Source organism: Pantoea sp. PA1, assembly GCF_056856975.1.
Window position 1 is genome coordinate 915813 of record NZ_JBXGEE010000001.1, and the last position, 13124, is coordinate 928936.

Consider the following 13124-nt stretch of genomic DNA (forward strand, 5'->3'; position numbering starts at 1 on the left):
GCCGCACGGGCATCAGAACTGATAGATCAGACCCACGGCCGTAATATCATCCGTGGCCAGATTAAGCGGGTTGTTGTCTTTCAACAGGTTGATGCGGTATTCGCCATAGACCGACATATTCTTGTTGAAGTAGTAGGTCGCACCCACCGCGGTGTATTTGACAATGTCGGCGTCGCCGATATTCTCAATCTCTTTACCTTTCGATGAGACGTAACCCACAGACGGACGGAAACCATTCAGGAACTGATACTGAGCAACGGCTTCAAAGTTCTGCGCCTTGTTCGCGAAACCGTTGGTGATCGGCGTGGCGTTCAGGGTTTCACCATACATCGCGGCCAGATAAACCTGGTTCGCATCATATTTCACTGAGGTCGCCCAGTGCTGCGCTTTTTCGCCTTCACCGCGTGGGGCGGCGTTCTGCGCCGTTGTGCGATCCAGGCTGGCAAAGGCCCCGGCGAAGCTCAGGCCGAAATCGAAGTCATAAGAGGCAGAGAGGGCAAAGCCATCGCCGTTAGAACGACGTACGCCGTCGGTGTTAGCGCTACGATCGTTTTTACCCTGATACTGCGCGGCAACGTTTAATCCCTGAACCAGGCCAAAGAAATCGCTGTTACGCCAGGTCAGCACGCCGGTTGAGCGGCCAGAGAGGAAGGCGTCGGTGTAGCCGGAATCGCCGCCAAAGAAGGGCAGCATATCGGTGTAACTCAGCGCGTCATACACCAGGCCGTAGTTACGTCCATAATCCAGCGCACCGGCTTCGCCAAACTTCAGGCCAGCGTAACCCAGGCGGGTACGGTTGCCGCTCTGCGCATCGCTGCCTTCTGAGTTGTGCAGGCTGTACTGATACTGCCAGAAACCGTAGCCGGTCAGCTGATCGGTAATCTTTGTTTCGCCTTTAAAACCCAGGCGGGAATAAGAGGAGGTATCACCGTTGTTCTTATCGTCGTCAGAAAAGAGGTGCGACACGTTAATCTTGCCGACCAGATCCAGCTTATTTCCATCCTTGTTATAAATTTCTGCGGCCTGCACTGAAGAGAGACCGAGCAGTAACGGCATGACAGCCGCCAGTAAAGTGCGCTTCATCATTTATTCATTACCCTGTATTCATTAATTATTATGCCCCCGTTGCGGGGAGAAAAGAAAATGACACAAAAAGTTAAAATTACAAAGCGCAATAAAAGTAACAAAATGTGATATGCATATTCAGTAAAGGAAAATGCGTGTCTGAAAGACGATTAAATTCGGATGTAATAAGCATTTCTTCTGATGAATTTTACCGAGTTTAATAAAAAAGTGATGATTATCAGTGTTTAATTTGTGGTTGTTGCTTTTCTGTCCCCGGCATTTTGTACGTTTTTAAATCATCATTCCCGCTGATTAAATTATGGATAAGACAATAAAGCAAATAAGCGATAAGGGTTTTATTCTAACCATTAGCCTGCGTAGTAATATCTGTTCATCTTTATTTCAAAGGTTATTCCGCTGCCAATCATCACGCCGGGAATAATGCAGAAGAAATCGTTTTCATTTTATTTATCCGCTTAAAAACTAATCAGGCCAGACGTCGGTCTGCTCGCTTAAATGAAAAGATTCTGTTAAATCCTGGCATGTCGGCATCCTCTCTCGCTGAATATTCTGCGCCTCATCCTGCACCGTTGCGAGGCAGGCTGCGCTAAAACAGGGCACTCCTCGGGCCTTTTGCGGAGTGATTGTTTATCAGCGATCACAAAAGCGATATTTCATCCCGCGATTGCATAATTCCGCTATTTAAAACCCGGCTCTGCCGCTGCAATCAGACAATTATTCACTATATATGCAAAAAAAGTGAATATCGACGGCGTGTAACTTATTGATATTGCGTCAGGGTGACGATTTTATGCAGTTAATTCTCTGGCTGGCACGTTAACTGCACTCTACAGTAGGGCTGCATTACAACATCCCTTAACAATTTTAAAACAATAGCTTTACCCGACCGGGAAAGCAGGAGAATGGGTTATGGCACTGCACGTTTCACGTCACGATTTCGATCAATGGATGATGCCGGTTTATGCACCCGCGACATTTGTCCCGGTTCGCGCGGAGGGCTCAACCGTCTGGGATCAGAATGGCAAAGACTACGTCGACTTCGCCGGTGGCATCGCCGTGAATGCGTTAGGGCATGCGCATCCGGCATTACAACAGGCGTTGCAGGAGCAGGCCGCCCGTTTATGGCACACCGGCAATGGCTACACCAATGAGCCGATCCTGCGACTGGCGAAGCAGTTAATTGATGCCACCTTTGCTGACCGGGTCTTTTTCTGTAACTCCGGTGCGGAGGCCAACGAAGCGGCGCTGAAGCTGGCGCGCAAAGTGGCCCACGATCGGGTCGGCCCGCAGAAAAGTGGCATTGTGGCATTTAAGAATGCGTTTCATGGCCGCACGCTGTTTACCGTTACCGCCGGGGGTCAGCCCGCTTACTCTCAGGATTTTGCGCCGCTGCCACCTGCCATCCAGCACGCCCCGTTTAATGACCTGGCGGCCGCGGCGGAACTCATCAATGACCAGACCTGCGCAGTGATTGTGGAACCCATCCAGGGGGAGGGCGGCGTGCTGCCTGCCGATCCGGCGTTCCTGCGCGGACTGCGTGAACTTTGCGACAGGCATCAGGCCGTGCTGATTTTTGATGAAGTGCAGAGCGGCGTGGGCCGCACCGGTTCGCTTTATGCCTATATGCACTACGGCGTCACACCCGATGTCCTGACCAGCGCCAAAGCGCTCGGCGGTGGCTTCCCCATTGGGGCGATGCTGACGCGCGACGATCTGGCGAGCGTGATGGGTGTCGGCACACACGGCACCACCTATGGCGGTAATCCGCTGGCGGGCGCGGTGGCCGGTAAAGTGATGGAACTGGTCAATCAGCCGGACTTTATGACGGGAGTGACAGAGCGTCACCAGTGGATCGTCTCGGCTCTGGCGGAGATCAACCAGCGTCTGCAGCTGTTTAAAGAGGTGCGCGGCCTGGGCCTGCTGATAGGTGCGGTGCTGAGCGATGCGTATGCCGGCAAAGCCAAAGCGATTAACCTGGCTGCCGCTGAGATGGGCGTCATGGTGCTGATTGCGGGCGCGAACGTGGTGCGTTTTGCCCCGGCCCTGAACATCAGCGAGCAGGAGGTGAAGCTGGGTATGGCACGCTTTGCCGAGGCCTGTGAAAGTCTGGTACGAGGGGCCGCATCATGATGGTAATCCGTCCGGTTGAACGCGATGATTTAAGCCAGCTGATGACGCTGGCAGGCAAAACCGGCGGCGGGCTGACCTCGCTGCCGGTCGATAGCGCCACGCTTCAGGCGCGAATCGATCGATCGCTGCAAACCTGGCAGGATACGCTGCCGCGCGCTGAGCAGGGCTACGTCTTTGTGCTGGCCGACAGTGAAGATAATCGCGCGGTGGGCATCTGCGCCATTGAGGTGGCGGTGGGCCTGCAGGACCCTTGGTATAACTTCCGCGTCGGCACCCAGGTGCACGCGTCGAAAGAGCTGAACGTCTACGCCGCGCTGCCGACCCTGTCGCTGAGTAACGACCACACCGGCAGCAGCGAGCTCTGCACCCTGTTTCTCGACCCTGAGTATCGTGACGGCAAAAATGGCTATCTGCTGTCCAAATCACGCTTCCTGTTTATGGCTAACTTCCGTGACCGTTTTATGGAGCGGGTAGTCGCGGAGATGCGGGGCGTCAGCGATGAGCAGGGCCACTCACCCTTCTGGGAGAGCGTCGGCAGCCGCTTCTTCTCAATGGACTTCAGCAAAGCGGACTTCCTCAGCGGCACCGGCCAGAAAGCCTTTATTGCCGAACTGATGCCGAAACATCCGCTCTACATCGACTATCTGACCCCGGAGGCGCAGGCGGTCATCGGCCAGGTTCACCCGCAGACGGCACCTGCCCGGGCCGTACTGGAAGCGGAGGGCTTCCGCTACCTCAACTATATCGACATCTTTGATGGCGGCCCGACACTGGAGTGCGACATTGACCGCATCCGCGCCATTCGCAAAAGCCGGCTGCGCGGCGCAGAGCGGGGTGAAAATCCGGCGGATGCACCGCTCTGCCTGGTCGCCAATAACCATTACCGCCAGTTCCGTGTGGCGCTGATCCCGGCAGATGCCGACGGTGACAGCATAAAACTGACGGACGAACAGATGCGGGCGCTCCACTGCCAGCCGGGCGACAGCCTGCGGGTGGTGACGCTCTGCAAAGAGGAGAAAACAGCATGACGCACCTGATTAAGGGAGAGTGGCAGAGCGGCGAGGCAGAGCACCTGACGAAAGCGGACCCGGTGAGAGGGGAACCGCTCTGGCAGGGGCAGGCGGCTTCAGCAGAGCAGGTCACCGCCGCCTGCGAGGCGGCGCGCGCCGCGTTTCCGGGCTGGGCAACCCGCCCGCTGGCGGAGCGCCAGGCCATCATCGAAAAATTTGCGGCCGGTCTGGACGCGCAAAAAGCGGAACTGGCCGACACCATTGCGCGTGAAACCGGGAAACCGCGCTGGGAAGCGCTGACCGAAGTGGCGGCGATGATCAATAAAATCGGCTTTTCAGTGAAGGCTTACCATAGCCGCACCGGTGAACAGCAGCAGGGCGAAAGTTCCCTGCGCCATCGTCCCCACGGCGTGCTGGCGGTGTTCGGCCCCTATAACTTCCCCGGTCATCTGCCAAACGGCCACATCGTGCCGGCGCTGCTGGCGGGAAACTGCGTGGTCTTCAAACCCAGTGAGCTGACGCCGCTGACCGCCGAAAAAACCGTGCGGATCTGGCTGGCGGCAGGCCTGCCTGCCGGTGTGCTGGGGCTGCTGCAGGGCGGACGTGAAACGGGCCAGGCACTGGCCAGCTGCAGCCAGATCGACGGCCTGCTGTTTACCGGCAGCGCCCATACCGGCTATCAGCTGCATCGCCAGTTTGCCGGTCAGCCTGAAAAGATGCTGGCGCTGGAGATGGGCGGCAACAATGCCCTGATTGTCGAGGATCCGGCGGACCTGGATGCGGCAGTCAACATCTCGCTGCAATCCGCCTTTATTACGGCGGGACAGCGCTGCACCTGCGCCCGTCGCCTGCTGGTGAAGCGCGGAGCGGCGGGAGAGGCGTTTCTGCAGCGGCTGGTGGAGGTCGCAGGCCGGCTGCAGCCGGCAGCCTGGGATGCCGAACCGCCCCCTTTTATGGGCAGCGTGATTTCAACCGGCGCGGCAGAGAAGATCATGACGGAGTGGCAGCGGCGGGTGGAGGCGGGCGGCGAGGTGCTGCTGGCGATGCGCTGGCCGGATCGCCACAGCGCGATCCTGACCCCCGGCATCATTGATATCACCGGCGTGCAGGGCATTCCGGATGAGGAGGTTTTTGGTCCGCTGCTTAACGTGATCCGTTACGACACCTTTGACGAGGCGATAGCACTGGCGAACCAGACCCGCTACGGCCTGTCGTGTGGCCTGATCTCCCCCCTGCGCCCGCAGTTTGATCAGCTGCTGCTGGAGGCGCGAGCCGGCATCGTCAACTGGAACAAACCGCTCACCGGTGCCGCCAGTACCGCGCCGTTTGGCGGCATTGGGGCCTCGGGTAACCATCGGGCCAGCGCCTGGTACGCGGCAGACTACTGCGCCTGGCCGATGGCCTCGCTGGAGTCGCCGGACCTGACGCTGCCCGCCACGCTCTCACCAGGCCTGGATTTCTCACCCTCGGAGACGTTGCTATGAAGGCCACCGAAGCGAACTTTGACGGACTGGTGGGGTTGACCCACCACTATGCCGGGCTCTCATTTGGTAATGAAGCTTCAACCCGCAATCAGCTGCAGCCCTCGAATCCCCGTCTGGCGGCAAAGCAGGGGCTGCTGAAGATGAAGGCGCTGGCCGATATGGGGTTTGTGCAGGGGGTGATCCCCCCGCATGAGCGTCCTAATATCGCGGCGCTGCGCCAGCTTGGCTTCGGTGGCAGTGACGAGCAGGTACTGGCGTCGGCCGGGAAAACCGCGCCGGGCTTACTCTCTGCCGCCAGTTCCGCTTCGGCGATGTGGGTCGCCAATGCGGCCACCGTGTCGCCGTCAGCCGACAGCGGTGATGGCCGGGTTCACCTGACGGTGGCCAACCTGAACAATAAATTTCACCGCGCGATGGAAGCCCCGGAAACCGCTGGACTGCTGCGCGCCATCTTCCGCGACAGAGACCATTTTGCGGTGCACGATGCGCTGCCTCAGGTGGCGATGTTCGGCGATGAAGGGGCCGCAAATCACAACCGCCTGGGAGGCGACTATGGCGAGCGGGGCGTACAGCTGTTTGTCTATGGCCGCGACAGCAGCCATGAGGGGAAAGCCCCGCAGCGCTATCCGGCGCGCCAGACGCGCGAGGCCAGTGAAGCGGTCGCCCGTCTGCATCAGCTCTCACCTGAACACCTGCTGTTTGCGCAGCAGAATCCGGCGGTTATCGACCAGGGGGTTTTTCATAACGATGTAATCGCGGTGAGTAACCAGCAGATGCTCTTCTGCCATCAGCAGGCATTTGTCGATCAGCCTGCACTGCTGGCGCAGCTTCGGGCACGCGTGCCCGGATTTGTGGCGCTGGAAGTGCCGGACAATCGGGTGTCGGTAAAAGATGCGGTCGACACCTATCTGTTTAACAGCCAGCTGCTCAGCCGTCCCGACGGCACCATGATGCTGGTGCTGCCGGAAGAGTCGCGTCAGCATCCGGACGTCTGGCGTTACCTGTGTGAGCAGGTGGAAGGGGATGGGCCGCTGAAGGATCTGAAGGTGTTTGATCTGCGTGAAAGCATGTACAACGGCGGTGGGCCAGCCTGCCTGCGTTTGCGGGTGGTATTGACGCCTCAGGAGCAGCAGGCCGTCAATCCCGCCGTGCTGATGAACGATCGGCTGTTCGCCGCCCTGAACAGCTGGGTCGACCGCCACTACCGCGATCGGCTGACCCAGGCCGACCTGGTGGATCCGCAGCTGCTGCGGGAGGGTCGTGACGCGCTGGATGAACTGACGAAGCTGCTAGACTTAGGAAATGTGTATGCATTTCAGCAGTGAAGGCGATGGCAGCACGGGCTGCCATCTGCCTGAGGCGTAAAGGAGGAACGATGCAGGACTTTTTGCAGCAGACGCTGTCCGGTGAGGCACCGCGAAAGCGCAGGGGTGAAACGGCGCATCTTCGCTGGCAGTGGTTGTATCACGGCATCCTGCTGATGGAGCCGGTTGTGCCCGTTAAGCAGGCGCTGGTGCTCTCCGCCGGGATCCACGGCAATGAAACGGCCCCGGTGGAAATCATGAATCAGCTGGTCAATGCGCTGCTTCGCGGTGAAAAGCCGCTACAGCAGCGGATGCTGGTGATTCTGGGCAATCCCTCTGCGCTGCGCACCGGCAAACGCTATGTCCGTTATGATATTAACCGGCTGTTTGGCGGACGCTGGCAGCAGGTGGACGATGGCGATGAGGCGCGCCGCGTGCTGCGGCTGGAGCAGGCGCTGGAGAACTTCTGGCTGCTGGGCGAATGTGATGAGACGCGCTGGCATCTCGATATGCACACGGCGATTCGCGGCTCATACCATCCGCAGTTCGGCGTCATGCCGCAAAACGATCGTCCCTGGCCTCCCGCGTTTCTCGACTGGCTGGCGGCTGCCGGTCTGGAGGCGCTGGTCTTTCATCGCGCGCCGGGCGGAACCTTTACCCATTTCAGCTGTGAACATTTCGGTGCGGCCAGCTGCACTCTGGAGCTGGGGAAGGCGCTGCCGTTTGGCGAAAACGACCTGAGCCAGTTCAGTGCGGCACAGCAGGCGCTGGCGGCGCTGCTCTTTGGTGACCCCATGCCCGCCACCCGCGTGAAGCCGCGCCACTATCGGGTTGCGCAGCAGATCACCCGGCTGAGTGAGCACTTCAGGCTGCACATGACGCCGGAGACGCTGAACTTTACCGCCTTTCCTCAGGGCACCTTGCTGGCCGAGGATGGGGATACCCGCTACTACGTGCAGCAGGCACGGGAATATGTGCTTTTCCCGAATCCCGGCGTTGCTGCCGGACTGCGTGCCGGCCTGATGCTGATTGAAGAAGGCGAACAGACCCAGGCGCTGCCTCTCTGACGGGGGGAACTAACGGGTTACAGCGATCCGCGCTAAAAATCGGCAGGAAAGCGGGAGATCCTCTTCCGCTTTCCTGCCGAAACCCTTACACTCCTCCACGATTTCTGCGAAATTCGCTGTAAATTCATAAAGTTTTTCAATTCCTCACGCCTTTCTTCTCATTCTCTTCATGATTGCCGGATTTTTGTCTTTTATGCTTTCACGGCTTTACTCAGGCTCTGAGTAGTTGACGTTCAGCGTCGTATTCTTGTTTCCGAAGACGCGACAGAGTGCTGTCGTCATTATCATGAATCATAAGGACACTATTATGCGCAAACTGACTTCCCTGTTACTGGCTTCTTCGCTGGCGTTTGGTGCAGCCAGCGCCGTCCATGCCGCCGCGGATTCCCTGACGCCTCCGCCAGCTGGCAGCGAAAAAGCGATGCATAAGCCGCCAATGCGCCACGGCATGGAGATGATGTTCCATGGTCTGAATCTGACCGACGCGCAGAAAACCCAGATGCGCGACATCATGAAAGAGAGCCACAAAGATATGCAGCGTCCGTCACAGGATGATCGCCGTGCGATGCACGACATCATCGCGGCTGACAGCTTCGATAAGAGCAAAGCCGAAGCGCAGGCAGAGAAGATGTCTGCTAACGGTAAAGAGCATGCGCTGAAGATGCTGGAAACCCAGAACAAGCTCTATAACGTGCTGACGCCGGCGCAGAAGAAACAGTACAACGCCAACTTTGAGCAGCGCCTGACTGAAAAAGGCCCGCGCGAAGGCAACATGGCGCCACCAGCACCACCGGCTGAATAATCTGAGCTAAGCGATACATTTGAGACCGCCGGTGCTGTCCACTGCAGGTAAGTGGACAGCACCGGCGGTTTTTTTATAGCGGCAGGATAGGGTAGTCACCCGAGAGGATAGGACGGCAGAGGATTTTGTAGCCGTCGTGGTCGAATCCCCCTTTGGGCCGCTGCAGTTTTTTTGCCTCTTCCATGCTGCTGACCGACCCCAGATAGAACCAGTGGTCGATGACGTGGATCTGCGTCATCTGTTTGCCTTCTTCCACCAGCCCCACGGCACCCTGCCACGGCCAGCAGAAGACCCGCACGTTCTCCAGCGCTTCCAGCAGCCGGTCCTGGTGATCGCTGACCGGCTCTTTACCGCAGCAGGCCCCGGCGCAGCGGCGCAGTGCCGAACGGAAGCAGCCCCGCTGCGGACTCAGGGCTTCCAGACCCAGCAAACCGTGACAGAGCTGATACTCATCGGCGAGTTGCTTGAGCCGTTCCAGCGCAGCAAACCGGCTGCGATAGAGCCCGAAGAGATTAGGTGACTGGCTGAAATCGAGATCCTTTGCGTAGACCACTTCGGGTTTGCCGTGGGTGATCTGCAATGAACAGAGCTGCCGGTTTTTGCGCAGGCGTTTATTAAACAGCGGCTGCTGGGTTTTGATCATCTGTGCTTCCAGCAGCAGCGCGCCGAGATCGCCCGCGGTGGGGATCCAGCTGACGCGTCGCGACTGGCGCAGCATCTTCGCCTCGTCAGGGGTGCGAAAATGGGACATCACCCGCGAGCGCAGATTCACGCTTTTGCCGATATAGAGCGGCAGCGACTCACTCTCGCCGTGGAAGGTGTAGACGCCAGGGTGATTCGGCAGGCCTTCCAGCCACTCACGCAGGTGTTCGGGATATTGATATAGCGCATTCGCGTCGGGTTCGAGGCGATGCGAGGCAGCACGTCTGACCAAAGTGGACTCCATTTACTGGTTGTCCATACAGCATAACAAACCGGTGAAATGATCGCCAGCCGTCTGATCAGCGCGGCCGTGTCGCCAGCCAGCAGATGAGGGAGCCCAGGGTGATCATCGCCACGCCCTGCCAGAAAGCGAGCGGTGGCGTCAGGCCGAGCCACAGCGATCCCAGCAGGGCCGACAGCACCGGCGTAAAGTAGGAGGCCGTCGCCAGCAGCGTCAGGTTTCCCTGCTGAATGCCGTGATTCCAGGCGGAGTAGGCGATGGCGGTGGAGAGGCCGACAAACAGGACTTCCAGCAGCGGCAGCGGCGCGAAGGTCAGCGGAGTCGGGTTGACGGCAAATTTCAGCCACAGCGCCAGCGCGGTCAGGATAAAAAAGAGCGTGACGCCGTTGGCACCGCGCGCATAGCGGCGGGTGAAATTGTTATAGAGCGCCCAGGTCAGGGCGGCCAGAAAGGCAAGAGCATAGGCGACGGGATTGCGCAGCATGTTCTGCCACAGCAGCGCCGGCGCGCCACTGCCGCTGCCTTTCATCACCCAGACGATACCCAGCAGCGACAGCAGCAGACCGGGCCACAGCCAGACGCGGAAACGCTGCTGATTAAACGGGATCGCCAGCACGATCGTCAGGCAGGGCCAGAGATAGTTGATCATCCCCAGCTCCAGCGACTGACGGCGATCGCTCGCCAGTCCGATAGCCAGCGCCAGCGCCATCTCATAGCCGACAAAGAGCGCGCCGCCGATCCAGAGATAGATCGCAGGCATCGCCCCTGGCCTGGGCAGACCCCGGGTCAGGCAGAGCAGACAGGCGGTGGTGGTGTAGATCAGCGCCGCGCCGCCGGTGGCACCAAAGGCCTCGCTGACACTGCGCAGCAGGCCGACAGTGGTGCTCCAGAGCAGAATGGCGATAAGCCCGATCAGGGTGGCGCGTGAAACGGTGGCAGGCATGCAGCGATCAACAGCGTGAGTGAAAGGAGCCTCCCTTGCCCGTGCAAAGGAGGCGCAGGATTACTTCCAGAAATCGTCGAAAACCGTGATCGGCGGACGACGTTTGTGCTCGGTTTTGAGATACCAGCCTTCAATGATTTTCGCGCTGTCAGGATGGATACTTTTTCCTTCCAGATAGTCATCAATCATCTCGTAGGTGACACCCAGCGCCACTTCATCCTGCAGGCCCGGACGGTCATCTTCCAGGTCGGCGGTTGGCTTCTTCAGATAGAGGTGCTCCGGACAGCCAAGATGTTTCAGCAGCTGCTTGCCCTGACGCTTGTTAAGGCGGAACAGCGGGTTAATGTCGGTGCCGCCGTCGCCATATTTGGTGAAGAAGCCGGTTACCGCTTCCGCGGCGTGATCGGTACCGACTACCACCCCTTTGGTCATGCCGGCGATGCTGTACTGCGCCTTCATGCGCTCACGCGCTTTTTCATTGCCGCGGATGAAATCGGACAGGGTAATCCCGGCCTCTTTCAGCGCGCGCTCGCTGGCCAGGACCGACTCTTTGATGTTAACCACCAGTGAGCGGTCAGGCTGAATAAAGGCCAGCGCGTCCTGGCAATCCTGCTCATCCGCCTGCACCCCATAGGGAAGACGCACGGCAATAAAGGTGTAGTCGTTATCGCCGGTCTCTTCACGCAGCTCCGTAATGGCCCGCTGCGACAGCGCGCCCGCCAGGGTAGAGTCCTGGCCGCCGCTGATCCCCAGCACCAGCGTTTTCAGTCCGCTGTGGCGTTTCAGGTAGGCTTTGAGAAAATCGATGCTGACCCGCACTTCCTGGTCGGCGTCGATAGTGGGCTTCACACCCAGGGCTTCAATAATTTCCTGCTGCAGTGACATGAACTTCTCCTCAGGTCAGTGGCCTGTCGGCTCGATGCGAACGTGTTATTAAAGCTAACGTGCCTTCACGAAAACAACAAGCCAAAGCGCTAACTGATTCGCGCTAACCATTGCGAAATCAGTGAGTTTTTAGCTGAGGCTCGGGTTTTTTCGCCAGCACGGTAAACATTAAAATGGCCAGCATAAAGCAACCGAAGATCGTGCCGCACATGCTCAGCACCGAGGTACCGCCGATGCCGGTGATGGGCACGGTAATCGCCCCCAGCGTGAACATGGTGACACCAATCACCGCAGAGGCGCTGCCGGCGCGATGGCCCTGACTCTGCATCGCCAGTGAGGAGGCGGTCGTGGCAATCACCCCATTGCTGGCGATGGTAAAGAACAGCGCGACCAGCAGCAGCGCCAGCGGGGCCTGAAACAGGGCGCAGAGCAGCAGCAGGCTGGAGGCGACAAAGGCCAGCGTCAGGCCGCCTTTCAGCACCCGATATTCACCCCACAACGGGCAGAGGCGGGCGCTGGTCTGAGAGGCGATCACCAGACCGATGCCGTTGGCCGCAAAGCAGAAGCTGAACGCCTGCGGCGACAGACCGTAGAGCTGCTGCAGCACGAACGGAGAGGCGCCGATGTAGGCGAACATGCCCGACATCATAAAGCCCTGGGTCAGGCAGAAGCCCATGAAAGGACGATGGGTCACTACCTGGCCGAGCGCGGCGTAAGCGGAGAAGATGGATCCTTTGCTGCGGCGGGCTTCCGGCAGCGTCTCATGCAGCTTCCAGCGCGCCAGCAGGATCAGCAGAATGGCAATGCCGCCCAGCACCATAAAAATGCCGCGCCAGTCGACGATCGTCATCAGCACGCCGCCCAGCACCGGTGCGCCGATAGGGGCCAGGCCATTGACCAGCATCAGCAGGGCAAAGAATCGCGTCAGTTCATGACCACTGTACATATCGCGCGCTATCGCCCGTGACAGCACCGCGCCACCGGCCCCGGCTAAGCCTTCGAACAGGCGCGCCACCAGCAGCTGGTGGATATCCTGCGCCAGTGCGCAGCCCAGCGAGGCGATAAACAGCAGCACCAGTGACAGGGTCAGCGGACGCAGACGGCCGAACTTGTCACTCATCGGGCCAAACAGCAGCTGGCCAACTCCCAGCCCCAGCAGGCCGGCGGTCAGACTCAGCTGAGCCGTGGCGGTTTCGGTGTTGAGGTCCCGCGCCATCTGAGGCAGAGCGGGCAGATAGAGATCGATACAGAGCGGGCCCAGTGCGGCCAGCAGGCCCAGCGTGATGGCATAAACCAGGCGGTTGGAGTGTGCAGGAGTCATTATTCCTCGGGGTCGTCAGCGATGGGGTGAAGAGAAAGCGGGCCAGCCTGCGCCAGAGAGCGTCCGGCAGTGCGGCAGGCACCCTGATCGGCATCCGCGCAGGACAGCGTCACGGAAACGGCGCAAAATCAGAGGGTTCGGATGCCGGG

11 protein-coding genes are annotated in these 13124 nt (G+C 59.1%); 6 read left to right on the top strand and 5 right to left on the bottom strand.

Annotation, left to right across the window (positions count from 1 at the left end; translation table 11 throughout):
- Nucleotides 1-12: 12 nt before the first annotated feature.
- On the bottom strand, nt 13-1086 hold the full coding sequence (locus AC1V0D_RS04520) for a porin (RefSeq protein ID WP_046101710.1): 1074 nt from the start codon (nt 1084-1086) through the stop codon (nt 13-15).
- Nucleotides 1087-1995: 909 nt separating this feature from the next.
- Between AC1V0D_RS04520 and AC1V0D_RS04525 the strand changes: the two genes are divergently transcribed.
- The 6 genes from AC1V0D_RS04525 (at nt 1996) to spy (ending at nt 8883) form a co-directional block, all read left to right on the top strand.
- Entirely contained in the window at nt 1996-3216 is a 1221-nt protein-coding gene (locus tag AC1V0D_RS04525; protein ID WP_482907043.1) for a bifunctional succinylornithine transaminase/acetylornithine transaminase, read from the top strand.
- Complete coding sequence (astA, locus tag AC1V0D_RS04530; protein ID WP_009090571.1) at nt 3213-4244, top strand: arginine N-succinyltransferase; 1032 nt, start codon at nt 3213-3215, stop codon at nt 4242-4244. Before AC1V0D_RS04525 ends, astA begins: the two co-directional genes overlap by 4 nt.
- Nucleotides 4241-5710: a succinylglutamate-semialdehyde dehydrogenase gene (astD, locus tag AC1V0D_RS04535; RefSeq protein WP_482907044.1), complete on the top strand. Its 1470-nt coding sequence runs from the start codon at nt 4241-4243 to the stop codon at nt 5708-5710. Before astA ends, astD begins: the two co-directional genes overlap by 4 nt.
- On the top strand, nt 5707-7035 hold the full coding sequence (gene astB / locus AC1V0D_RS04540; protein ID WP_140925177.1) for an N-succinylarginine dihydrolase: 1329 nt from the start codon (nt 5707-5709) through the stop codon (nt 7033-7035). The genes astD and astB overlap by 4 nt, the downstream gene beginning before the upstream one ends.
- A gap of 50 nt (nt 7036-7085) precedes the next feature.
- A complete protein-coding gene (astE, locus tag AC1V0D_RS04545; RefSeq protein ID WP_009090568.1) occupies nt 7086-8081 on the top strand; it encodes a succinylglutamate desuccinylase in 996 nt (331 codons plus the stop codon).
- A gap of 307 nt (nt 8082-8388) precedes the next feature.
- Nucleotides 8389-8883 carry an ATP-independent periplasmic protein-refolding chaperone Spy gene (spy, locus tag AC1V0D_RS04550; protein ID WP_009090567.1) on the top strand — a complete coding sequence of 165 codons (495 nt, stop codon included), beginning with the start codon at nt 8389-8391 and terminating at the stop codon, nt 8881-8883.
- 73 nt (nt 8884-8956) lie between these two features.
- On the opposite strand, the gene cho is transcribed toward spy, so the two are convergent.
- The 4 genes from cho to AC1V0D_RS04570 all read right to left on the bottom strand — a co-directional run bounded on the left by cho (nt 8957) and on the right by AC1V0D_RS04570 (nt 12975).
- Entirely contained in the window at nt 8957-9817 is an 861-nt protein-coding gene (gene cho / locus AC1V0D_RS04555) for an excinuclease Cho (protein WP_009090566.1), read from the bottom strand.
- 67 nt (nt 9818-9884) lie between these two features.
- Entirely contained in the window at nt 9885-10769 is an 885-nt protein-coding gene (gene yddG / locus AC1V0D_RS04560; protein WP_111207448.1) for an aromatic amino acid DMT transporter YddG, read from the bottom strand.
- 60 nt (nt 10770-10829) lie between these two features.
- Nucleotides 10830-11654: an ammonia-dependent NAD(+) synthetase gene (nadE, locus tag AC1V0D_RS04565; protein WP_009090562.1), complete on the bottom strand. Its 825-nt coding sequence runs from the start codon at nt 11652-11654 to the stop codon at nt 10830-10832.
- A gap of 118 nt (nt 11655-11772) precedes the next feature.
- Nucleotides 11773-12975: a multidrug effflux MFS transporter gene (locus tag AC1V0D_RS04570; RefSeq protein ID WP_046101715.1), complete on the bottom strand. Its 1203-nt coding sequence runs from the start codon at nt 12973-12975 to the stop codon at nt 11773-11775.
- Nucleotides 12976-13124 lie beyond the last annotated feature (149 nt).

Coding starts and splice junctions, on each gene's coding strand:
- AC1V0D_RS04520 (WP_046101710.1), bottom strand. CDS start 1,086: ATGATGAAGCGCACTTTACTGGCGGCTGTCATGCCGTTACTGCTCGGT.
- AC1V0D_RS04525 (WP_482907043.1), top strand. CDS start 1,996: ATGGCACTGCACGTTTCACGTCACGATTTCGATCAATGGATGATGCCG.
- astA (WP_009090571.1), top strand. CDS start 3,213: ATGATGGTAATCCGTCCGGTTGAACGCGATGATTTAAGCCAGCTGATG.
- astD (WP_482907044.1), top strand. CDS start 4,241: ATGACGCACCTGATTAAGGGAGAGTGGCAGAGCGGCGAGGCAGAGCAC.
- astB (WP_140925177.1), top strand. CDS start 5,707: ATGAAGGCCACCGAAGCGAACTTTGACGGACTGGTGGGGTTGACCCAC.
- astE (WP_009090568.1), top strand. CDS start 7,086: ATGCAGGACTTTTTGCAGCAGACGCTGTCCGGTGAGGCACCGCGAAAG.
- spy (WP_009090567.1), top strand. CDS start 8,389: ATGCGCAAACTGACTTCCCTGTTACTGGCTTCTTCGCTGGCGTTTGGT.
- yddG (WP_111207448.1), bottom strand. CDS start 10,769: ATGCCTGCCACCGTTTCACGCGCCACCCTGATCGGGCTTATCGCCATT.
- nadE (WP_009090562.1), bottom strand. CDS start 11,654: ATGTCACTGCAGCAGGAAATTATTGAAGCCCTGGGTGTGAAGCCCACT.
- AC1V0D_RS04570 (WP_046101715.1), bottom strand. CDS start 12,975: ATGACTCCTGCACACTCCAACCGCCTGGTTTATGCCATCACGCTGGGC.